Source organism: Janthinobacterium foliorum, assembly GCF_978021625.1.
Genome location: NZ_CDXDQE010000006.1, coordinates 255222 through 275644, shown reverse-complemented (window position 1 = coordinate 275644; position 20423 = coordinate 255222). Strand labels below are relative to the sequence as shown.

Annotated in this window: 19 protein-coding genes; 15 read left to right on the top strand and 4 right to left on the bottom strand. The window is 62.4% G+C overall.

Annotated features, from left to right (window positions below; genetic code table 11):
* The first annotated feature begins 110 nt into the window (after nucleotides 1-110).
* A complete protein-coding gene (locus tag ACZ92H_RS15280; protein WP_131369141.1) occupies nucleotides 111-1811 on the top strand; it encodes an MFS transporter in 1701 nt (566 codons plus the stop codon).
* Nucleotides 1812-1908: 97 nt separating this feature from the next.
* Here ACZ92H_RS15280 and ACZ92H_RS15275 read toward each other — a convergent pair whose 3' ends face one another.
* Complete coding sequence (locus tag ACZ92H_RS15275) at nucleotides 1909-2112, bottom strand: hypothetical protein (protein ID WP_131369139.1); 204 nt, start codon at nucleotides 2110-2112, stop codon at nucleotides 1909-1911.
* A gap of 171 nt (nucleotides 2113-2283) precedes the next feature.
* Between ACZ92H_RS15275 and ACZ92H_RS15270 the strand changes: the two genes are divergently transcribed.
* On the top strand, nucleotides 2284-3132 hold the full coding sequence (locus tag ACZ92H_RS15270) for a nucleotidyltransferase domain-containing protein (protein WP_465050009.1): 849 nt from the start codon (nucleotides 2284-2286) through the stop codon (nucleotides 3130-3132).
* On the opposite strand, the gene ACZ92H_RS15265 is transcribed toward ACZ92H_RS15270, so the two are convergent.
* Complete coding sequence (locus ACZ92H_RS15265) at nucleotides 3129-4037, bottom strand: LysR family transcriptional regulator (RefSeq protein ID WP_465050008.1); 909 nt, start codon at nucleotides 4035-4037, stop codon at nucleotides 3129-3131. The two genes, ACZ92H_RS15270 and ACZ92H_RS15265, sit on opposite strands and share 4 nt — an antisense overlap.
* A 112-nt stretch (nucleotides 4038-4149) precedes the next feature.
* On the opposite strand from ACZ92H_RS15265, the gene ACZ92H_RS15260 reads away from it, so the two are divergent.
* The 3 genes from ACZ92H_RS15260 (at nucleotide 4150) to ACZ92H_RS15250 (ending at nucleotide 5939) form a co-directional block, all read left to right on the top strand.
* Nucleotides 4150-4437 (top strand): DUF2798 domain-containing protein, encoded by a 288-nt coding sequence (locus ACZ92H_RS15260; RefSeq protein ID WP_131369135.1) that lies wholly within the window; start codon nucleotides 4150-4152, stop codon nucleotides 4435-4437.
* A gap of 136 nt (nucleotides 4438-4573) precedes the next feature.
* On the top strand, nucleotides 4574-4972 hold the full coding sequence (locus ACZ92H_RS15255; RefSeq protein ID WP_131369133.1) for a VOC family protein: 399 nt from the start codon (nucleotides 4574-4576) through the stop codon (nucleotides 4970-4972).
* Between the two features lie 106 nt (nucleotides 4973-5078).
* Nucleotides 5079-5939: an alpha/beta fold hydrolase gene (locus ACZ92H_RS15250; RefSeq protein WP_465050007.1), complete on the top strand. Its 861-nt coding sequence runs from the start codon at nucleotides 5079-5081 to the stop codon at nucleotides 5937-5939.
* A 118-nt stretch (nucleotides 5940-6057) separates the two neighbouring features.
* Here the strand turns inward: ACZ92H_RS15250 and ACZ92H_RS15245 are convergent, their stop codons facing one another.
* Entirely contained in the window at nucleotides 6058-8145 is a 2088-nt protein-coding gene (locus ACZ92H_RS15245; RefSeq protein WP_465050006.1) for a 3-hydroxyacyl-CoA dehydrogenase NAD-binding domain-containing protein, read from the bottom strand.
* 553 nt (nucleotides 8146-8698) lie between these two features.
* On the opposite strand from ACZ92H_RS15245, the gene ACZ92H_RS15240 reads away from it, so the two are divergent.
* Genes ACZ92H_RS15240 through ACZ92H_RS15225 form a run of 4 tightly spaced genes read left to right on the top strand, consistent with a single transcriptional unit; the run spans nucleotide 8699 to nucleotide 13639 of the window.
* Nucleotides 8699-10762: a methyl-accepting chemotaxis protein gene (locus tag ACZ92H_RS15240; protein ID WP_131369127.1), complete on the top strand. Its 2064-nt coding sequence runs from the start codon at nucleotides 8699-8701 to the stop codon at nucleotides 10760-10762.
* Between the two features lie 3 nt (nucleotides 10763-10765).
* Nucleotides 10766-11590 (top strand): CheR family methyltransferase, encoded by an 825-nt coding sequence (locus tag ACZ92H_RS15235; protein WP_465050004.1) that lies wholly within the window; start codon nucleotides 10766-10768, stop codon nucleotides 11588-11590.
* Nucleotides 11587-12120 carry a chemotaxis protein CheD gene (locus ACZ92H_RS15230; RefSeq protein WP_465050003.1) on the top strand — a complete coding sequence of 178 codons (534 nt, stop codon included), beginning with the start codon at nucleotides 11587-11589 and terminating at the stop codon, nucleotides 12118-12120. Before ACZ92H_RS15235 ends, ACZ92H_RS15230 begins: the two co-directional genes overlap by 4 nt.
* Entirely contained in the window at nucleotides 12107-13639 is a 1533-nt protein-coding gene (locus tag ACZ92H_RS15225; RefSeq protein ID WP_465050002.1) for a chemotaxis protein CheW, read from the top strand. Before ACZ92H_RS15230 ends, ACZ92H_RS15225 begins: the two co-directional genes overlap by 14 nt.
* Nucleotides 13640-13743: 104 nt before the next feature.
* Here the strand turns inward: ACZ92H_RS15225 and ACZ92H_RS15220 are convergent, their stop codons facing one another.
* Nucleotides 13744-15396: a 3-(methylthio)propionyl-CoA ligase gene (locus ACZ92H_RS15220; RefSeq protein ID WP_465050001.1), complete on the bottom strand. Its 1653-nt coding sequence runs from the start codon at nucleotides 15394-15396 to the stop codon at nucleotides 13744-13746.
* 278 nt (nucleotides 15397-15674) lie between these two features.
* On the opposite strand from ACZ92H_RS15220, the gene ACZ92H_RS15215 reads away from it, so the two are divergent.
* From ACZ92H_RS15215 to ACZ92H_RS15190, 6 genes are all read left to right on the top strand, one after another.
* Nucleotides 15675-17144 carry a protein adenylyltransferase SelO gene (locus tag ACZ92H_RS15215; protein WP_465050065.1) on the top strand — a complete coding sequence of 490 codons (1470 nt, stop codon included), beginning with the start codon at nucleotides 15675-15677 and terminating at the stop codon, nucleotides 17142-17144.
* A gap of 9 nt (nucleotides 17145-17153) precedes the next feature.
* The gene (gene msrB / locus ACZ92H_RS15210) at nucleotides 17154-17555 is read left to right on the top strand and encodes a peptide-methionine (R)-S-oxide reductase MsrB (RefSeq protein WP_070311881.1); all 402 of its coding nucleotides are present in this window, start codon (nucleotides 17154-17156) and stop codon (nucleotides 17553-17555) included.
* 80 nt (nucleotides 17556-17635) lie between these two features.
* Entirely contained in the window at nucleotides 17636-18265 is a 630-nt protein-coding gene (locus ACZ92H_RS15205; protein WP_131369118.1) for a septation protein A, read from the top strand.
* Nucleotides 18262-18561, top strand: a complete 300-nt coding sequence (locus tag ACZ92H_RS15200) for a BolA family protein (protein ID WP_465050000.1) — start codon at nucleotides 18262-18264, stop codon at nucleotides 18559-18561. The genes ACZ92H_RS15205 and ACZ92H_RS15200 overlap by 4 nt, the downstream gene beginning before the upstream one ends.
* A 109-nt stretch (nucleotides 18562-18670) precedes the next feature.
* Nucleotides 18671-19450, top strand: coding sequence for a peptidylprolyl isomerase (locus tag ACZ92H_RS15195; protein WP_131369115.1), 780 nt, complete (start codon nucleotides 18671-18673; stop codon nucleotides 19448-19450).
* A 104-nt stretch (nucleotides 19451-19554) separates the two neighbouring features.
* Nucleotides 19555-20331, top strand: a complete 777-nt coding sequence (locus ACZ92H_RS15190) for a peptidylprolyl isomerase (RefSeq protein ID WP_131369113.1) — start codon at nucleotides 19555-19557, stop codon at nucleotides 20329-20331.
* Nucleotides 20332-20423: the final 92 nt, after the last annotated feature.

Below are 20423 nucleotides of genomic sequence, written 5' to 3'. Positions count from 1 at the left end.
TTCAAGCAAGCATGACGTAAGGTTCGGAGAACACACTCGCCTGCAGCTGTTGCAAGAATGGTCAAAAAAGACCTCGGCACCAGTTCACTATAAATATAGGGAGACAAACCATGGCAACACCATCCGGCTCGGCCGACGTACGGAAAATTTCCACCAAGGGAACGCCGATTACGCCTGAGGAACGCAAGGTCATCTTTGCATCCTCGCTAGGCACTGTCTTTGAATGGTACGATTTTTACCTGTACGGTTCGCTGGCATCCATCATCGCCAAGCAATTTTTCATCGGCGACCCCACCACCACCTTCATTTTCGCGCTGCTGGCCTTCGCCGCCGGCTTCATCGTGCGTCCGTTCGGCGCGCTGGTCTTCGGCCGCCTGGGCGACATGATCGGCCGCAAGTACACCTTCCTGGTGACCATCATCATCATGGGCGGTTCCACCTTCATCGTCGGCCTGCTGCCGGGCCACGCTTCGATCGGCATCGCGGCGCCGATCATCCTCGTCATCCTGCGCATCCTGCAAGGCCTGGCGCTGGGCGGCGAGTACGGCGGCGCGGCCACCTACGTGGCCGAACATGCGCCGGAAGGCAAGCGCGGCGCGTTCACGGCGTGGATACAGACCACGGCAACCCTGGGCTTCTTCCTGTCGCTGATGGTCATCCTGGGCACCCGCCTGGCGACGGGCGAGCAGGCATTCGAGGCATGGGGCTGGCGCGTGCCGTTCCTGCTGTCCGTGGTGCTGCTGGGTATTTCCGTCTGGATCCGCATGGCCATGAACGAATCGCCAGCGTTTGCCAAGATGAAAGCCGAAGGCAAGACCTCGAAAGCGCCGCTGACGGAAGCGTTCGGCAAATGGAAAAACCTGAAGATCGTCATCCTGGCCCTGATCGGCCTGACCGCCGGCCAGGCGGTCGTCTGGTACACGGGCCAGTTCTACGCTCTGTTCTTCATGATCCAGACCCTGAAAGTGGACCTGGCGACGGCCAACGTGCTGGTCGCCATCGCCCTGCTGCTGGCCACGCCATTCTTCCTGTTCTTCGGCAGCCTGTCCGACCGCATCGGCCGCAAGTACATCATCCTCGGCGGCTGCCTGATCGCCGCCGTCACCTACTTCCCGATCTTCAACGGCCTGACGCACTTCGCCAACCCGCAGCTGGAAGCAGCACTGAAGAACTCGCCAGTGGTGGTGGTGGCCGATCCCGCCTCCTGCCACTTCCAGTTCAACATGACGGGCACGAAGAAATTCCCCTCGTCGTGCGACATCGCCACCGGCTTCCTGTCGAACAGCTCGGTGAACTACACGAAGGAAGACGCCCCGGCCGGCAGCATCGCCAAGGTGCGCATCGGCACGAAGGAATTTTCCTCGTTCAACGCCGTCATGACGGCCGACGGCTTGAACTTCGATGCGGAAAGCAAGGCCCACGAAGCGGCGCTGAAGAAAGAACTGGGCGCCGGCATCAAGGAAGCGGGCTACCCCGCCAAGGCTGATCCGGAACAGATCAACAAGCCGATGGTGGTCCTGCTGCTGTTCATCCTGGTGCTGTACGTGACCATGGTGTACGGCCCGATCGCCGCCATGCTGGTGGAAATGTTCCCGACCCGCATACGCTACACTTCGATGTCCCTGCCTTACCACATCGGCAATGGCTGGTTCGGCGGCTTGCTGCCCACCACGGCCTTCGCGCTGGTGGCCTTCAAGGGCGACATTTATTATGGCCTGTGGTACCCGATCGTCGTCGCCCTGGCGACTGTCGTGATCGGCACGCTGTTTGTCCGTGAAACCAAGGACAACAATATTTACGCCGACGACTGACCGCCACCCTGCCCCGGCCGCCATGCCGGGGCTAGAAAAACAAAACGCCGCTGACTTGTCAGCGGCGTTTTTCATGGAGCGGCGACGCCGTGCAAGCCTACTTGTCGCTGGCGCCCTGTTTCTGCTTGTCGCGGTGCTGCACGTATTCCTGATAGCTGGTCTGGTTGCGCTTGCGGCAGGCATTGCGGTCGTCGAAATTATTCAAGCTGTTGCAGTACTCGCCGATCTTGTCCCGGTTCGCGTCATACAGTACCTCGCAGCCGGTAATGGTCAACAGAAAGGGAACGATCAGATATTTCATTGCTACTCTCATGGATAGGGACGGGATTGCGCGAAAAAACACCAGATTGCCCACTTGATAAGCGGGCGGCTTATCTTAACGCGATCAAGGCGCAAAGTACAAGCGCTCGGTTATTACTTGACGGAAAGGATTGCCATGCGCCCCATCGCGCCCCATGCTATGGTGGCGCTTTTGTCCACCCCACCCTCGCCAGGCATGCCACCGACCGTACCCGCCACCTTGCCGCCCGCCCCAAGCGGCCCCCTGCAACCCGATTTTGCCCCGCTGCTGCAGGACGCGTGCGCCAGTCTGGCCGCGCGCGCCGGCGATTTGCTCGACAGCCTGTATGTGTATGGCAGCGTGGCGCGGGGCGACGCCACGCCGGGCGTGTCCGACCTGGACCTGACCCTGGTGCTGCGCCAGCCGCCCACGCCGCAGCAGGGCGACATGCTGGAAACCTTGCGCCTGGCCCTGCAGGCGCGCCATGACACGGTGCTGAAGATCGATTTCGATATCGGCCACCGGGCCCAGGTACTTGCGCCGGAAAACCTGTACAGCTGGGGCTACTGGCTCAAGCACCAGTGCCGCTGCCTGTGGGGCGCAGACCTGGCCGCGCACTTTGCGCCTTTCGCGCCGTCGCGCGCCATCGCCCTGGCCGTGAATGGCGACTTTGCCACCGTGCTGGAAGACTATGCGCAGCGCCTCGACGGGGAATGCGACCCTGCCGCCATCGCCCGCCTGCAGCGCGAGGCGTCGCGCAAGCTGATCCGCTCGTGCAACCTGCTGCGCGAAGATGGCGACAGCGGCTGGCCCGCCAGCCTCGAGGAACACGCGGCACTGCTGCTGCGGCGCCACCCGGCCATGCAGGCGCAGATGCGCTACTTCCTCGTCCAGGCCCGGCCCGGCGCCGCGCCGGCCGGCGGATTCAGCGCGGCATTGCGCGCCTTCACGGGCTGGCTGGAGCAGCAGCAGCAGCAGCAGCAGCAGCAGCAGCAGCAGCAGCAGCAGCAGCAGCAGCAGCCGGACGGCGCACCCGGCTAAGCGGCCCCGATGTCCTCGTTCAACAGGGGATTGCTTTCCGCGAACGCCGCCAGGTGCTCGAGCAGCACGCGCACGCGGGCGGGCAGGTAGCGCCGCTGCGACCACACGGCATACACGTGGCGCGGCTGCGGCATCCAGTCGGGCAGGACGCGCACCAGGCTGCCACGCGCCACTTCCTCGCGGCATTGCAATAACGGACACAGCAAGATGCCGATGCCCGCGTCCGCCATCTCCACGGCCAGGCGCATCTCGTTGACGCGCAGGCGCGCCTGCGGCTGGATCACCATTTCGGCGCCATCGCCGGGCCGCCGCAGGCGCCAGCTGCGCAGCGGCTCGGCCACGATCAGTTCATGCTGTTCCAGTTCCTGCAAATCGCGCGGCACGCCGGCGCGCGCCAGGTAGCCGGGCGCGGCCACCATCACCAGCGACGCACTGCCCAGGCGCCGCTGCATCAGCGAGGAATCGTCGAGCGCGCCCACGCGGATGGCCAGGTCGGCGCCGCTGCCCACCAGGTCTTGCAGCAGGTTCGACAGTTCCAGTTCCAGGCGGATGGCGGGATACTGCTGCATGAAGCTGACCCAGGCCGGCGTCAGCAAGCCGCTGGCGAAGTTGACGGGCGCCAGCACGCGGATGGTGCCGGACACGGCTGCCAGGCTGGCGTCGAGCTGCTGCGTCGCCTGCCGCAAGGCGTGCACGAGGGCGCGGCATTGCTCATAGTATTGCCAGCCTTCCGCCGTTGGCTGCATGCGCCGCGCACTGCGGTTCAGCAGGCGGTAGCCCAGCTGGCTTTCCAGCTTTTGCAGCCGCCGCGTGACGGTAGCGGGCGGCAAGTCTTCCTTCACAGCCGCCGCGTGCAGGCTGCCCGCCTCCACGATGGCGACAAACAGGGCGAGGTCATCTAGCATGAGTGTTTAATAATGATTCCGTTTATAGAATTTGAAATTAAAAATATGGCTCTAGTATAGATTGGCGCAAGTTGTTACGCTGTCTTCTTTCCAACTTATTTGAAAGCGCCCCATGTCCGATGCCCTGCGCCTGCGCTGCGTGTTTGCCTTCCTGATGTCGCTGGTGATGACCTTGCTGATGAGCGCCTGGGTGACCTGGCTCAATGTCGGCCTGCAGGCCGATTTTCTGCCGCGCTGGCGCCATGCCTTCTTTGCCGCCTGGCCCGTGGCCTTCTGCGCCGTGATGCTGTTCGCCCCGCGCGTGCAAACGCTCAGCCGCGCCATCGTGGCCAAGCTGGCGCGTCCCGCGCCGGCCTGCTCCGTGTGCGCATCGGCGTCACGCTGCTCCTGCCCGCGCTGACACCTGCCGCCTGACTGGCACGCGTAACCGCCGGTTTGCCGCCGCCGGTTTCACTCGGTCACTGCACGCCAGGAATGCCCACAGCCGCCCCGATCCGGGCTATGCTATGGCCGTCCCTGATTCCTGTGGAGTGTCCATGCTCGATCACGTTTCCCTCACCGTTGCCGACCTGGCGCGCGCGGAACGCTTCTATGACGCCATTTTCGCCGCGCTGGAGGTGCCCAAGGTGGGCAGCGACCACGCCAACGCCTGGATAGGCTACGGCGAACGCAGCGATGCGGATTTCCCTGAGCGCAGCTATTTTTCCGTACGCCTGGGTCCGGCGCCCGACGATGCGCCGCGCCGCCACTGCTGCTTCAAGGCGCCCACGCGCGCGGCCGTGGATGCCTTTTGGCAAGCGGGCCTGGCGCATGGCGGCTTCGACCTGGGCGCCCCCGGCCTGCGCCATTATCATGCCAGTTATTACGCCGCCTTTTTGTTCGATCCGGACGGCAACCGCATCGAAGCCGTCTGCCACCGCGCCGACGCCGCCTGAGAAGACGGAAAGCCCGTTCTGTTCGACATGTTCACTTCCCCCTGATTTGCCTATAATGGCTGGCACGCCATACCGGTCCCCGGTCCCTGCACCAAGAAGGAGATTCATGCATCATCTATTCGTCGGCCGCCCCGCGCGCACCCTGCTCCTTTCCAGCGCCGGCCTGCTGCTGGCAGGCTGTTTTTCCGGCTGTTCCCTGCTGCCCTCTTCCCCGGCCGCGCCCGGCATACCGGCCACGGCCGCCCTGCCCGACGCCAGCATCGCCTACGCCCTGAGCGGGCAAGGCGGCTTGCCCGTGGTCTTCCAGTCAGCCATGGGCGACGGCAAGGAAGTATGGGCCAAGGTGGTGCCCGAAGTGGCGCAGCAGCATCGCGTGCTCGTGTATGACCGTCCCGGCTATGGCGACAGCAAGAAAACCACCACGCCGCGCGATCCCTGCACCATCGCTGCGCAGCAGCGCGCCCTGCTGGCGCAAGCGGGCCTGAAACCGCCGTATGTGCTGGTTGGCCATGGCCTGGGCGGACTGTACCAGTACGTGTATGCGAAGCTGTACCCGCAGGACGTGGCGGGACTGGTCCTGCTCGACCCCACGCACCCGCAGCAATGGAGCCGCATGCAGACGGACGCCAGCACCTACGCCATGCTGGTCAAAACCCGTCGAAAGCTGATGTTCAACAGCACCGAATCGGCCGAATTCGATGCCCAGACGCAATGCCTGCAGCATGTCGACCTGGCCAGCCCGCTGCGCGTTCCCGCCATGCTGCTGGTGCGCGACAAGTTCGGCATCGAGGAGACGGGTTCGTTTGAAAGCCTGGTGCGGGCCCAGGAAAAGGATTGGCAGCGCCTGTCCGGCGCGCCTGCCATCGAGCGCATCACGGGCGCCGGCTATTACATCCAGAAAGACAACCCCGTCATCGTCAACGAGGCGGTCAAGATGGTGGTGAAGATGGTGGTGAAGAAGAAATAATAACGCAGGTCGGATTAGCGAGGCCAGGCATCGCGTAATCCGACAACATTGTTGGCGCCTTTGGTGATGTCGGATTACGCGCACCGCGCTAATCCGACCTACCCGGCTCACCGCGACATCAGCTGTTAAAGCCCTTGCCCTCGCCCGCCAGCCTCACCAGCAGGGGCGCCGGCGTCCACGCCTCGCCATGGCGGCCCTTGGCGTAGCCCTTGATGCTGTCTAGCACATTCGGCAAGCCGACCATGTCCGCGTAGAACATGGGGCCGCCACGGAACAGCGGGAAGCCGTAGCCCGTCAGATACACCATGTCGATGTCCGAGGCGCGCAGGGCGATGCCCTCTTCCAGGATGCGCGCGCCTTCGTTGACGAGCGCATACACGAGCCGTTCGACGATTTCCTGGTCGCTGACCTTGCGTCGCGCCACGCCGATGTCGACCGAGTGCTGCACGATCATGGCATTGACCTGTTCCGATGGATACGCCTTGCGGTCGCCCGCCTTGTAGTCATACCAGCCGGCGCCCGTCTTCTGGCCAAAACGACCCAGCTCGCACAGCAGGTCGGCCGTCTTCGAATACGTGACGTCCGGCTTTTCCACGTAGCGGCGCTTGCGGATGGCCCAGCCGATATCGTTGCCGGCCAGGTCGGCCATGCGGAACGGCCCCATGGCAAAGCCGAATTTCTCCACCGCCTTGTCCACCTGCTCCGGCAGGCAGCCTTCTTCCAGCAGGAAACCGGCTTGCCGGCTGTACTGCTCGATCATGCGGTTGCCGATGAAGCCGTCGCACACGCCGGACACCACGCCCGTCTTTTTCAGTTTTTTCGACAGCGCCAGCGCCGTCGCCAGCACGTCCTTGCCCGTTGCCTTGCCACGGACGATTTCCAGCAGCTTCATGACGTTGGCGGGACTGAAGAAATGCGTGCCGATCACGTCCTGCGGACGCTGGGTGAACGCGGCGATCTTGTCCAGGTCCAGGGTGGAGGTATTCGAGGCGAGGATGGCGCCCGGCTTCATGACGGCGTCGAGCTGCCTGAAGACGGTTTCCTTCACGCCCAGCTCTTCGAAGACGGCTTCGATGACGATGTCCGCCTGGGCGATGGCCGCATACGCCAGGGTGCCGGAGACGAGCGCGATGCGCTGCTCGGCCTTTTCCTGCGTCAGCTTGCCCTTCTTGACCGTGTTTTCGTAATTCTTGCGGATGGTGGCCAGGCCCTTGTCCAGCGCGTCCTGCTGCGTCTCCAGCAAGGTCACGGGGATGCCCGCGTTGGCGAAATTCATGGCGATGCCGCCGCCCATGGTGCCGGCGCCGACGATCGCCGCGCTGGCGATGGCGCGCACGGGCGTGTCGGACGGCACGTCGGGCACCTTGCTGGCCACCCGTTCGGCAAAGAAGGCATGGCGCAGGGCCTTCGATTCGGGCGACTGCACCAGCTGCATGAACAGTTCGCGCTCGTACTTCAAGCCGTCGTCGAATTTCATCGTCACGGCAGCGGCCACGGCGTCCACGCATTTCAGGGGCGCGGGGAACGGGCCGGACATGGCTTTCACCGTATTGCGCGAAAACTGCAGGAACGCTTCGTGGTTCGGGTAGTCGACCTTGCGCTCGCGCACTTTCGGCAGCGGGCGCACGTCCGCCACTTTCGTCGCAAAGGCCACGGCGGCGGCCAGCAGGTCGGCGCCGGGCGCGGTGACTTCATCGAACAGGGCCGTGCCGGCCAGCTTTTCCGACGCCACGGGCGTGCCCGAGACGATCATGTTGAGGGCCATTTCCAGGCCCAGCACCCGGGGCAGGCGCTGCGTGCCGCCCGCGCCCGGCAAGATGCCTAGCTTGACTTCCGGCAAGGCCATTTGCGCGCCGGGCGCGGCCACGCGGTAGTTGCAGCCCAGCGCCAGCTCCAGGCCGCCTCCCATGCAGACGCTGTGGATGGCCGCCACGACGGGTTTCGTCGATTGCTCCACCACATTGATCAGGGTGTGCAGGGTCGGTTCCGTGAGCGCCTTGGGCGAATTGAATTCCTTGATGTCGGCGCCGCCCGAGAACGCCTTGCCGGCGCCCGTGATGACGATGGCCTTGACGCTGTCATCGGCCAATGCCTGGCGGATGCCGGCCACGGCGGCCGTGCGCGTCGCCAGGCCCAGGCCGTTGACGGGTGGATTGCTCAGGGTAATGACGGCAACGGCACCGTTCACTTGATATTCAGCGCTCATGTCTCTTCCTTATTGGTTTTGCTCAACGTATGAGGTGGTTGCAAGGGATGAAGCTTCACTATACCGCATAAAAGAACGCTCGTATTATTTTTGTCGTGGCGCGCCAGGCGCCCGCATTGGCCGCCATGGTACAACATCGGCCCCGTCCGATGGCGGCGCGCGCCGCAGGCGATGCCAGCAGCTATCACATGGATATTCATCTTCAATAATAAAACCACAATAATAAAAACGCCGTTTTATTATGTAATAAATACGCCGATATATGCGCGCACAGGCCAATAACGACACTTTTCGCATTATTTATCCATGCCTCTTGTTTTTCCCCAGGCGCTGGGGAATAATAAAATTATTGATTCAAATCAATACTCTGCAATTGATTTAATATAAGGCGTCAGCGGTCGTCGGATATCGCCTGCCTTTATCGGGCAGATTCTCACCGATTATCACTTCGCGCCACATTAATAATAATGCTGAAGCGCTGCATTGAACCATTGCCTATTGTTATGCCAGTATGAGCGCCACCCATTCTTCGACCCACACTGAAGGAAATCTTATGGACGCAGCCAGCCATGTCAGCCACTCCCAGGACCTGGACTTACAAGCGATAAATACTGCATTGAACCGTGTCCAGGCCGTGATCGAATTCGAACTCGACGGCACCATCCTGCATGCGAACGACAATTTCCTGCGCGTCGTCGGCTATACGCTGGCCGAGGTGCAAGGCAAGCACCATGCCATCTTCTGCGATCCCGAGTATGTGAAAACGGCCGAATACCGCGACTTCTGGGCCAAGCTGGGACGGGGCGAGTTCGACCAGGGCGAATACAAGCGCCGCGCCAAGGATGGCCGCGAAGTGTGGATCAACGCTTCCTACAACCCCATTCTCGATGCGGACGGCAAACCGTACAAGGTCATCAAGTTCGCCACCGACATTACGGCCAGCAAGCGCCGCAATGCCGACTACGAAGGCAAGATCGACGCCATCAGCAAGGCCCAGGCCGTGATCGAATTCAGGCTCGACGGCACCATCATCCGCGCCAACGACAACTTCCTCCATTCCGTCGGCTACACGCTGGCGGAGATCGAAGGCAAGCATCACCGCATGTTTTGCGAACCGGAATACGCCAAGAGCGAGGAGTACGCGCAATTCTGGCAAAAGCTGGCCAAGGGCGAGTTCGACGCCGGCGAATACAAGCGCGTGACGAAAGATGGCCGCGAAATCTGGCTCAACGCCACCTACAATCCCATCTTCGACACGGAAGGCCGGCCGTTCAAGGTGGTCAAGTTCGCCAGCGACATCACGGCCCTGAAGAAGCGCAATGCCGAGTACGAAGGCAAGGTCAGCGCCATCGGCAAGGCGCAAGCCGTGATCGAATTCGACATGCAGGGCAATGTGCTGGACGCGAACGAGAATTTCCTCGCCGTCATGGGCTATGACCTGGCCGACATCCAGGGCGAGCACCACCGCATGTTTTGCGAGCCCGACTATGCCAGCAGCGCCGAATACAAGAAATTCTGGCAAAAGCTGAACCGCGGCGAATTCGACGCGGGCCGCTACAAGCGCCTGGGCAGCCATGGCAAGGTGGTGTGGATACAGGCCACCTACAACCCCATCCTCGACCTGAACGGCAAGCCATATAAAGTGGTCAAGTTCGCCATCGACATCAGCGAGCAGGTCAACATGGAAACCGGCATCCAGGCCAAGGCGGCCAATGACAGCCGCAAGGTGGAAGCCCTGCTGGCCTGCGTGGCGCGCGCGGCGCAAGGCGATTTGACGTGCGATATCGTGCCCGAAGGCGACGAGCCGATCGACTTGCTGGCCGGCGGCATCAGCAAGATGATCGTCGACCTGCGCGGCGTGATCGGCGACGTGGTGTCGGCGGCGAACGGCTTTGCCGACGCCTCGCACGCGATCGCCGAGCGGGCCACGGGCGTGGCCGTGGGCACGCAGGCGCTGGGCGCCACGGTGGAAGAAATGAACGCGTCCATCGACGGCCTGACGTTTTCCATCAATTCCATCGCGGAAAACACCTCGAACGCCGACTACCTGGCGAAAGCCACGCAGCAGGAAGCGGAAGCGGGCGCGCGCGCCGTCGCCAAGTCGATCGAGGCGATGGACCTGATCAACCGCTCGTCGGAAGACATCGGCGAAATCGTCAAGGTCATCAGCGAGATCGCCAACCAGACCAACATGCTGGCGTTCAACGCGGCCATCGAGGCGGCCCGCGCGGGCGAGCACGGCCTGGGCTTTTCCGTCGTCGCCGACGAGGTGCGCAAGCTGGCCGAGCGCTCGTCGCAGGCGACCAAGGAAATTTCCAAGCTGATCAACGAGTCCGTCAAGCGCGTCTCCACCGGCAGCGAGATTTCGCGCCAGGCCAGCGACGCCTTCGACAAGATCGTCTCGGGCGTGGCGAAAACCACGCTGGCCATCTCGGATATCTCGAAGGCGGCCAACGAGCAGCTGCTGACGGCGCGCGAAGTGTCGACGGCGATCCAGTACATCGCCGAGGAAACGGAGAAATCGGCCGCCAACTGCGACAGCATCGCCCGCTCGACGGATAGCCTGAACGACCGCGCGGGCAGCCTGAACCAGACTGTCTCCGGCTTCGTGGTGTAAGCCATGAGCCACGCGGCCACGCTGACGCCCGAGGTGCTGACGACCCTGATCGCGCTGGTGCGCGAGCATACGGGCATCGCCATGACGCCGCGCAAGAGTGTCTTGCTGGAACGGCGCTTGCAGCCCCGGCTGCAGGCGCTGTCCCTGCACAGCTACCAGGCCTACCTGGACCGCGTGGCCAGCGACCGCGACGAGATCGTCCATTTCATCGACCTGGTGACGACGAACGACACGCTGTTCTTCCGCACGCCGCAGATCTGGGACTACTTCCGCGACCGCTACCTGCCCGCCTGGGCGCGCGCGCATCCGGGCGGCTGCCTGAAAGTGTGGTCGGCGGCGGCGGCCAGCGGCGAGGAACTGTATTCGATCGCCATGCTGTGCGAACAGTTCCGCCTGCAGACGCCCACCTTCCGCTACCAGATCCTGGCCAGCGACATTTCCCGGCAAATCCTCGGTGCGGCCAAGGCCGGCCAGTACAGCGGCCGCTCCGTCGAGCGCATCCGCCTGTCGCACCCGGACTTGCTGCGCAAATACTTTACGCCGTCGCCGTATGGCGTGCAAGTCAACGAAGAACTGCGGCAACACGTCAGCTTTTCCCAGCACAATCTGCTCGAAGCACTGCGTCCGGCGCAGCAGTTCGACCTGGTATTCCTGCGCAATGTGCTGATTTATTTCGACGCGGAACACCAGGAAACGGTGCTGCGCCAGGCCCGCCAGAGCCTGAAGGACGATGGCCGGCTGATCCTGGGCGAGTCGGAGACCATCGCCAGGCTCGCTACGGGCTACCAGTTCGAATTTCCCATGATCTATAAAGCGGGGGTGGCATGAACCGTTCACTGGCAAGCGCCGCCGCGCCGCCGCTGCACCTGGTGGGCATGGGCCAGCTCAGCGTGGGCACGCACGACGAACAATTGCAGGCGCTGCTGGGCTCGTGCATCGGCATCGGCTTCATCTGGAAGAAAGGCCATTGCTGCGGCCTGGCCCACTGTCTGCTGCCGGAAGCGCCGGGGGCGGACCATTCCCTGGGGGCACGCTATGTCAGCCAGGCCGTGCCTTCGCTGCTGCGCCTGATGGGCGCGCGCCAGGCCGACTATGCCGACATCGAAGTGGTGCTGGCGGGCGGCGCCAGCATGTTTGGCCCGCGCAATGGACGCTTGCAGGTGGGACGGCAAAACGTGGAAGCGGCGCAAAAATACCTGGACCGCTGCGGCCTGCAGGTCAGTTTCTGCGCGCTGGGCGGGCGCCACGGGCGCCAGCTGCTGATCGATTGCGCCCATCTCAGCTACGCCGTCACGGACGTCGTGGCGCAAGCCCCTGTTTTACCTGCACGCAAGGAAGGCGCGTATGGACATGCATGAAGCGTCAGGATTGCAAGCCCGCACCGGCGGTGGCGGCGACGCCGCCACGGAACTGTTCGGCTCCTTCTACCTGGGCGACGACGAATTCGCCCTGCCCGCCAGCTGCATCCGCGAAGTGGTGAACTATCCCGCGAAAGTCACCGCCCTGCCCCTGGCGCCGGCGTATCTGGAAGGCATGTTCACCTTGCGCGGCAGCGTCATACCCGTCGTCAACCTGGGCAGGCTGTTCCGCGCCGACGCGCCGCGCGCCGCGGCCAGCGACAAGATCGCCATCCTCGATTTCCAGCAAGTGCTGATCGGCATCGTCTTCCAGGACACGGGCGAAATCCTGCGCGTGCCCGCCACCCAGCGCAGCGCCCTGCACTATGCGGCGGGCGACGCCCACGCCGTCATCGCCGGCACCATCTTGCACGATGGCGGCGCCCGCCTGCTGCAAATCCTCGACCCGCACGCCTTGCTGCGCATCGAAAACGTGCCCCACGTGCTGGCCCTGCAAGCCAGCGGCGCCAAGCTCGGCACGGCCCGCTACCACGCGCAGAGCGAACGGCGCCAGTGCGTCAGCTTCCACGCGGCCGGCGCCACGTTCGCCTTCGAGATGCTGGCCATCCAGGAAATCATCAAGGTGCCCGAGCTGCACAGCTCCATCCTGAATAGCGAGCTGTGCCTGGGACGCATGCATTTTCGCGGCAGCCAGGTGGCCGTCGTCGATTTTGCCGCCCTGCTGCAGGCGGCCGAGCCGGGCAAGGCGGCCACGCCGGAACAGCGCATCATCGTCGTGCGGCTGGAAGAGACGACCATCGGCTTTCTCGTCGATTCCGTCGACAGCATCGTGCATTTCTTTGGCGATGAAGTCTTGCCGATTCCCCTGCTGAGCAAGGCGCGCGCGGCCATGTTTGCCGGCTGCATCACCAAGGAAAGCCTGGGCGACATCATTTTCCTCGACCACCGGGAAATCCTGTCGCAAGGGGAAATCATCGAGATGCGCGACGGCCACAAGCGGCTGTACCCGAACGTGACGGAAACGGCGGCAGCGGCCACGCAGAAGGCGCAGCGCCGCGTGTACATCACGTTCACGGTGGAAAACCAGTTCGCCGTGGAAATCGGCCAAGTGCGCGAAATCATCGATTTCGGCGGCGCCATCACCACGCCGCCGGGCATGCCGGCCTGCATGCGCGGCATGCTGAACCTGCGCCAGCAAATGATCAGCATCATCGACCTGCGCCAGCTGTATGCCATGCCGCCGCTGGCCGACAGCAGCGCGGGCAAGATCCTGATCGTGGAACGGGGCGCCGAGCGCTATGGTTTTCTCGTCGACAAGGTCGACAACATCATGACGATTTCCGACAGCCAGCGCTTCGCGGCGCCACAGCTCATCCGCACGGGCGACCACGACGACCTGCGCAGCGACATGGATGAAATGATCGACGTGGGCACGGCGGACAAGCGCCAGACCCTGTCCGTCTTCCAGTGCGAGCACTTGCTGGAAAAACTGGGGTCGGTGCTGCCGCAGGCGGCGTGAAAGGCAGGCATTAACCCAAGGGCATCAAAGTACCGGGGTCGGCCCCAGATGGTCCTCCCCCGGCCCTCGCCCCCGGGTCAATCACGCCTGGGCTTGCTGATGCGTCAGATCCCCGGCAGCTTGTGCCCCTTGAACTGGTCGCGCAGCTTGTTCTTCTGGATCTTGCCCGTCGCCCCCATGGGCAAGGCGTCGATGAAGAGCACGTCGTCGGGCGTCCACCACTTGGCGATCTTGCCTTCAAAAAACTGCAACAGCGCTTCGCGCGTGACATCCATGCCGGGGCGCAGCACCACCACCAGCACGGGGCGCTCATCCCATTTCGGGTGGAATACGCCGATGCAGGCGGCCTGCAGCACGGCCGGGTGGGCCATGGCCAGGTTTTCCAGGTCGATGGTGCCGATCCACTCGCCGCCCGACTTGATCACGTCCTTGCTGCGGTCCGTGATCTGCATGTAGCCATCCTCGTCGATCGTCGCCACGTCGCCCGTGGGGAACCAGCCATCCTGCAGCGCTTCGCCCCCCTCGTTCCTGTAATACGAGGAAATGATCCACGGCCCCTTCACCAGCAGGTGGCCGTAGGCGACGCCATCCCACGGCAATTCCTTGCCATCGTCATCGACGATCTTCATGTCCACGCCGTAGATCGCATGGCCCTGCTTGTGCAGGATGTCGCGCTGCGCGGCCTTGTCCATGGCCAGGTGCTTGGTCTGCAAGCCGCCCGTGGTGCCCAGCGGCGACATTTCCGTCATGCCCCAGCCATGGATGACTTCCACGTCGAACTTGTCGATCAGGGTATCCATCATGGCGGGCGGACAGGCCGCGCCGCCGATCACGGTGCGGCGGAAGGTGGAAAATTTCAGGTCATTCTGCAAGGCATAATTCAGCAGGCCCAGCCAGACGGTGGGCACGCCGGCCGAAAACGTCACCTTTTCCGATTCAAACAGCTCGTACAGCGACTTGCCATCGAGCGCCGCGCCGGGAAACACCATGCGCGCCCCCGACAGCAGCACGGAATACGGCAAGCCCCAGGCGTTGACGTGGAACATGGGCACGACGGGCAGGACCGTGTCGGTGGCGCGCACGTTCAGGGCGCTGGGCATGGCCGAAGCGTAGGCGTGCAGCACGGTCGAGCGGTGCGAATACAGGGCGCCCTTCGGGTTGCCCGTCGTGCCGGAGGTATAGCACAGGGCGGCGGCCGAGTTTTCATCGAAGACGGGCCAGGCGTAGTCGTCCGAATGCGTGGCGATCAGGTCTTCATAGCACAGCAGGTCGGGAATCGTGCTGCTGGCCGGCATGCGGTCGCGGTCGCACATCAGCACGAAGTGGCGCACAAAGGTGCAGTCGGCGGCGATCTTTTCCACCACGGGCAGGAACGTCAGGTCGAACAGCAGCACCTGGTCTTGCGCATGGTTGGAGATGTAGGCGATCTGCTCGGGGAACAGGCGCGGATTGATGGTGTGCAAGACGGCACCCGAGCCGGACACGGCGTAATACGCTTCCAGGTGGCGATAACCGTTCCAGGCCAGCGTGGCGACGCGGTCGCCCATGCCGATGCCGAGGCCGTGCAGGGCATTGGCCAGGCGCCGCGTGCGCTGGTGGCAATCGCGGTAGGTATAGCGGTGCAGATCGCCTTCCACGCGCCGCGAGACGATTTCGCCGCTGCCATAATGACGCGCTGCAAACTCGAGAATGCTGGAAATCAGCAGGGGCTGGTTCATCATCTGGCCCATCACTGGACTCATGGGAAATGCCGGCATCGTGTCTCCTGGTAAGCGAATGGAACGTGGCCGGGAATAGCCCGTCTCTTTCTTGAGTTTTAACTAAGATGAACTAGTTTCGTACGGTCGTGCGGAAATCGTCAACGCATTTCGATATTGCGCTGCAACATGGAATTTTTGATTCCGTTTTGCAGCCCGCCAGCCCCCGCCATGGCCGCCTTCCGGCGGTCCGGCGCACGCCCTGGCGCCGTGCGGTAAAATCGTGTTTTGGCTGGCGCGGATCTTCCCTTTCCTGCCGGCGCATCTCTTAGACTGGAATAGCCATTACCGCTCATACCTTACCACTGGACAATGCATTTGCGGCCTTGCCGCCCGCGTTCTACACGCGCCTGATGCCCACGCCCCTGCCCGCTCCGTATTTCATTGCCGCCAGCGCCACGGCCGCGGCATTGATCGGCATCGATCCCGCGCACTTGGCCCAGCCCGATTATGTGGAGCTGCTGAGCGGCAATAGCGTGGCGCAACGCTCGCAGCCTCTGTCGGCCGTGTATTCGGGCCACCAGTTCGGCGTCTGGGCCGGCCAGCTGGGCGATGGCCGCGCCATCTTGCTGGGCGATATCGCCACGCAGCATGGCCCCATGGAACTGCAATTGAAAGGCGCCGGCGCCACGCCGTATTCGCGCATGGGCGATGGCCGCGCCGTGCTGCGCTCGTCCATCCGAGAATTCCTCTGCTCCGAAGCCATGGCGGCGCTGGGCATTCCCACCTCGCGCGCGCTGGCCATCATGGGCTCGCAGCAAGGCATCATGCGCGAAACGGTGGAAACGGCGGCCGTCGTCACGCGCATGGCCCCCAGTTTCGTGCGTTTCGGCTCCTTCGAGCACTGGTTTTACCGCAAGAAGCCGGACGAGCTGAAAATCCTCGCCGACTACGTCATCGATGGCTTTTATCCGCATTTGCGCGCCGCATCAAATCCATATCAGGGCTTGCTGGCGGAAGTATGCGTGCGCACGGCCGAGCTGATGGCGCAGTGGCAAGCCGTCGGTTTCATGCATGGCGTCATGAACACGGACAATATGTCCATCCTCGGCCTGACCATCGACTACGGCCCCTTCGGCTTCATGGAAGCGTTCGATGCGCAGCACATCTGCAACCACACGGACCAGCAGGGCCGCTATTCCTATGGCAACCAGCCGCAGGTGGGCCACTGGAACTGCTACGCGCTGGGCCAGGCCCTGCTGCCGCTGATCGGCGAAGTAGCGCTGGCGCAGGCGGCGCTGGACAGCTACCAGCCCGCGTTTGCCGCGAAGATGAACGCCTTGCTGCGCGCCAAGCTGGGCCTGCAGACGAGCCAGGACGACGACACGGCCCTGTTCGACAGCATGTTTGCGCTGATGCAAGCCAATCACGTGGATTTCACCAACTTCTTCCGCGCCCTGTCGACCCTGCAGGTGGCCGCGCCAGCATTCGACACGGCGCTGCGCGACATGTTCATCGACCGTCCCGCGTTCGACGCCTGGGCCGGCACTTACCGCGCGCGCCTGCTGCTGGAAAACAGCGTCGACGGGGAACGCCAGGCGGCCATGAACAGGGTCAACCCGAAATACGTGCTGCGCAACTACCTGGCGCAGGTGGCCATCGAGAAAGCCCAGCAGCAGGACTACACGGAAGTGGCGACATTGCTGGAAATATTGCAAAAGCCATTTGACGAACAGCCCGAACACCAGCACTATGCGGCCCTGCCGCCCGACTGGGCCAGCCACCTTGAAGTCAGTTGCTCATCCTGAGGAGTCATTATGACCACGAATAAAGTCAAGAAAACCGACGCCGAATGGCGCGCCATGCTCGATTCCATGCAATACGAAGTGACGCGCCACGCCGCCACGGAACGGGCCTTCACGGGCAAGTTCTGGGACCACCATGAACACGGCATCTACACCTGCGTCTGCTGCAACACGCCCCTGTTCGCCTCGGATACGAAGTTCGATTCCGGCTGCGGCTGGCCCAGCTATTTCCAGGCACTGGACCCGGCCAACGTGACGGAAATCACCGATCGCAGCCACGGCATGGTGCGCACGGAGATCGTCTGCGCCGTCTGCGACGCCCACCTGGGCCACGTCTTCCCGGACGGCCCGCCGCCCACCGGCCTGCGCTATTGCATCAATTCGGCATCGCTGCGCTTCGATCCGCAGCCATGAGACACGGGCGTGGCCCGCGAGCACCTTGCTCCTAAGCCATTCCTAAGATGAATTTAACAAGACCCATGTAAAGTCTCGCCATGAAATTTCTATTCGACCTCTTCCCCCTGATCGCCTTCTTTGCCGCATTTAAACTGGGCGGCATGTATGAAGCGGCCACGCACGATTTCGTGCAGCAATACCTGTCCGGCTTCGTGTCTGGCGGCCTGATCAAGGCCGACCAGGCGCCGTGGATACTCGCCACCCTGGTCGGCATCGTCGCCACGGCTTGCCAGGTCAGCTATCTGCTGCTGCGCGGGCGCAAGGTGGACGGCATGCTGTGGCTGTCGCTGTTCATCTTCGTCGTGTTCGGCGGCGCCAGCATCTACCTGCATGACGATTTCTTCCTGAAATGGAAGCCGACCCTGATCTACTGGCTGTCCGGCCTGGCCCTGCTGATCGCCTATGTGGGCTTCAAGAAAAACCTGATCCGCAAGACCATGGAAGCGCAAGTGCAATTGCCCGATGCCGTATGGAACCAGCTGCTGGCCGCATGGATCATCTTCTTCGGCGCCATCGGCGCACTGAACCTGTTTGTCGCCTTCGTGCTGTTCAAGGGCGACATGGCGGCCTGGGTCAGTTTCAAGGCCTTTGGCGCGACGGGCATCTTCTTTGCCTTCATCGTGGCGCAGACGCTGTTTCTGGCCAAACATATCAAGGAAGACGCATGATGCATACCGACAATAACGCTGCGCCGACAACGCGCATGGAGCGCATTCGTGCGCGCCTGGAAACCGCACTTTCCCCAGTGGAATGCGTGCTGGAAGACGACTCGGCTCGCCACCGGGGCCACGCGGGCGCCGCCTCGGGTGGAGGCCACTACAATCTGCGCATTATTTCTAGCCAATTTGAAGGCCTCAGACTCGTCATGCGCCATCGTCTGGTGTATGATTCCGTGCACGATATGATGCATAATGAGATACATGCATTGGCGATCGTTGCCTTGGCGCCGTCCGAAGTAGTGTAAGGATGGCGTTTTTGGCGTACCCGGACCACTTGGGTACGCCGCAACTAACGTCATGACATGCATTTTTTCCATGCGTTTTTTACGAAACTTTCCCTAACAGGATTTAATAATGACTTTTAAGCCAGCCCGCTTGCTGATCGCACTACTCGCCGTTGTCGCGGTACCTGTTTTTGCGCAAAATGTTGCTGTTGTTAATGGCAAGCCTATCCCATCGTCGCGCGTTGATGCAGTCGTCAAGCAAGTCGTCGCCCAAGGCCAGCAACCGGATTCGCCGCAACTGCGCGAAATGATCAAGAAGGACCTGATCGGCCGTGAAGTGCTGATGCAAGAAGCGGAAAACAAAGGTTTCGGTAAAGATGCAGCCGTCAAGCAGCAGATCGAGAACGCGCGCCAGGCCATCGTCATCAATGCCCTGGTCGGCGACTACCTGAAAAAGAACCCCGTCACCGACGCTGAAATCAAGGCGGAATACGACCGCTTCGTGGCACAGTCGGGCGACAAGGAATACCACGTCCGCCACATCCTGGTGGCTACCGAAGCCGAAGCGAAAGACATCATCGCCAAGCTGAAAGGCGGCGCCAAGTTCGAAGACCTGGCCAAGCAATCGAAAGATGCGGGCTCGGCCGACAATGGCGGCGACCTGGACTGGGCAGCACCATCGTCCTTCCCGAAAGTGTTCTCGGACGCCTTCGTGAAACTGCAAAAAGGCCAGGTCACGGACACTCCCGTGCAAACGCCTAACGGTTTCCACGTGATCAAGCTGGACGACACCCGCGCGGCAAAACTGCCGACCCTGGAAGAAGTCAAGCCACAGATCGCCGAAGCGCTGCAGCAAAAGAAACTGCAAGCGTATCAAGAAGAAATGATCAAAAAAGCGAAAGTTCAATAAGAACTGACCTGCCCGGCGCCCTTTTCGGCGCCGGTCGTGTATTCTGCGCCTGAATGCGCACTGCCCGCCAGGCGCGATCTTTTGTATATCTATTAGGAATGAACATGATTTTGAAGCCAGCCCGCCTGATCTTAGCCTTGGTAGCCGTCGTTGCCATCCCTGCGTTCGCGCAAAACGTCGCCACCGTGAATGGCAAGGCCATCCCATCGTCGCGCGTCGACCAGGTCGTCAAGCAAGTCGTCGCCCAGGGCAAGCAAGCTGATTCGCCGCAACTGCGCGAAGCCATCAAGAAAGACCTGATCGGCCGCGAAGTGCTGATCCAGGAAGCCGACAAGCAAGGCTACGGCACGCGTCCGGAAGTCAAGTCGCAGATCGACAATGCCCGTCAGAGCATCATCATCAATGCCCTGCTGGCCGACTACGTCAAGAAGAACCCTGTCAAGGACGCGGAAATCAAGGCCGAGTACGACAAGTTCAAGGCGCAAGCCGGCGACAAGGAATACCATGCACGCCACATCCTGGTGGCCACCGAAGCCGAAGCGAAAGACATCATCGCCAAGCTGAAAGGCGGCGCCAAGTTCGAAGAGCTGGCCAAAGTATCGAAAGACGGTTCCGCTGCCAATGGCGGCGACCTGGACTGGGCTAGCCCAGCGTCGTACGTGAAGCCATTCTCCGACGCCATGGTGGCCCTGAAGCCAGGCCAGATCACGCAAACGCCCGTGCAATCGCAATTCGGCTATCACGTGATCAAACTGGAAGAAACCCGTCCGACGAAGCTGCCGGCACTGGAAGAAGTCAAGGGCCAGGTGGCCGAGTCGCTGCAGCAGAAGAAACTGGCTGCTTACCGCGATGAACTGATGAAAAAAGCCAAAATCCAGTAAAAACGCCTGATATAAGCTGCTGCGCGTCGCGCTTTGCGGCCTGTGATGCTCACCGCCTCGGCGGCCCCGTACTTTCGTACGGTTGCGCGTCT

Excerpts from the sequence above, each read along its gene's own strand:
- ACZ92H_RS15260 (WP_131369135.1), top strand. The coding sequence starts at position 4,150 with ATGTCCGATGCCCTGCGCCTGCGCTGCGTGTTTGCCTTCCTGATGTCG.
- ACZ92H_RS15235 (WP_465050004.1), top strand. The coding sequence starts at position 10,766 with ATGAGCCACGCGGCCACGCTGACGCCCGAGGTGCTGACGACCCTGATC.
- ACZ92H_RS15280 (WP_131369141.1), top strand. The coding sequence starts at position 111 with ATGGCAACACCATCCGGCTCGGCCGACGTACGGAAAATTTCCACCAAG.
- ACZ92H_RS15250 (WP_465050007.1), top strand. The coding sequence starts at position 5,079 with ATGCATCATCTATTCGTCGGCCGCCCCGCGCGCACCCTGCTCCTTTCC.
- ACZ92H_RS15265 (WP_465050008.1), bottom strand. The coding sequence starts at position 4,037 with ATGCTAGATGACCTCGCCCTGTTTGTCGCCATCGTGGAGGCGGGCAGC.
- ACZ92H_RS15240 (WP_131369127.1), top strand. The coding sequence starts at position 8,699 with ATGGACGCAGCCAGCCATGTCAGCCACTCCCAGGACCTGGACTTACAA.
- ACZ92H_RS15220 (WP_465050001.1), bottom strand. The coding sequence starts at position 15,396 with ATGCCGGCATTTCCCATGAGTCCAGTGATGGGCCAGATGATGAACCAG.
- ACZ92H_RS15255 (WP_131369133.1), top strand. The coding sequence starts at position 4,574 with ATGCTCGATCACGTTTCCCTCACCGTTGCCGACCTGGCGCGCGCGGAA.
- ACZ92H_RS15190 (WP_131369113.1), top strand. The coding sequence starts at position 19,555 with ATGATTTTGAAGCCAGCCCGCCTGATCTTAGCCTTGGTAGCCGTCGTT.
- ACZ92H_RS15205 (WP_131369118.1), top strand. The coding sequence starts at position 17,636 with ATGAAATTTCTATTCGACCTCTTCCCCCTGATCGCCTTCTTTGCCGCA.
- ACZ92H_RS15200 (WP_465050000.1), top strand. The coding sequence starts at position 18,262 with ATGATGCATACCGACAATAACGCTGCGCCGACAACGCGCATGGAGCGC.
- ACZ92H_RS15245 (WP_465050006.1), bottom strand. The coding sequence starts at position 8,145 with ATGAGCGCTGAATATCAAGTGAACGGTGCCGTTGCCGTCATTACCCTG.
- ACZ92H_RS15230 (WP_465050003.1), top strand. The coding sequence starts at position 11,587 with ATGAACCGTTCACTGGCAAGCGCCGCCGCGCCGCCGCTGCACCTGGTG.
- msrB (WP_070311881.1), top strand. The coding sequence starts at position 17,154 with ATGACCACGAATAAAGTCAAGAAAACCGACGCCGAATGGCGCGCCATG.
- ACZ92H_RS15225 (WP_465050002.1), top strand. The coding sequence starts at position 12,107 with ATGGACATGCATGAAGCGTCAGGATTGCAAGCCCGCACCGGCGGTGGC.
- ACZ92H_RS15275 (WP_131369139.1), bottom strand. The coding sequence starts at position 2,112 with ATGAAATATCTGATCGTTCCCTTTCTGTTGACCATTACCGGCTGCGAG.
- ACZ92H_RS15195 (WP_131369115.1), top strand. The coding sequence starts at position 18,671 with ATGACTTTTAAGCCAGCCCGCTTGCTGATCGCACTACTCGCCGTTGTC.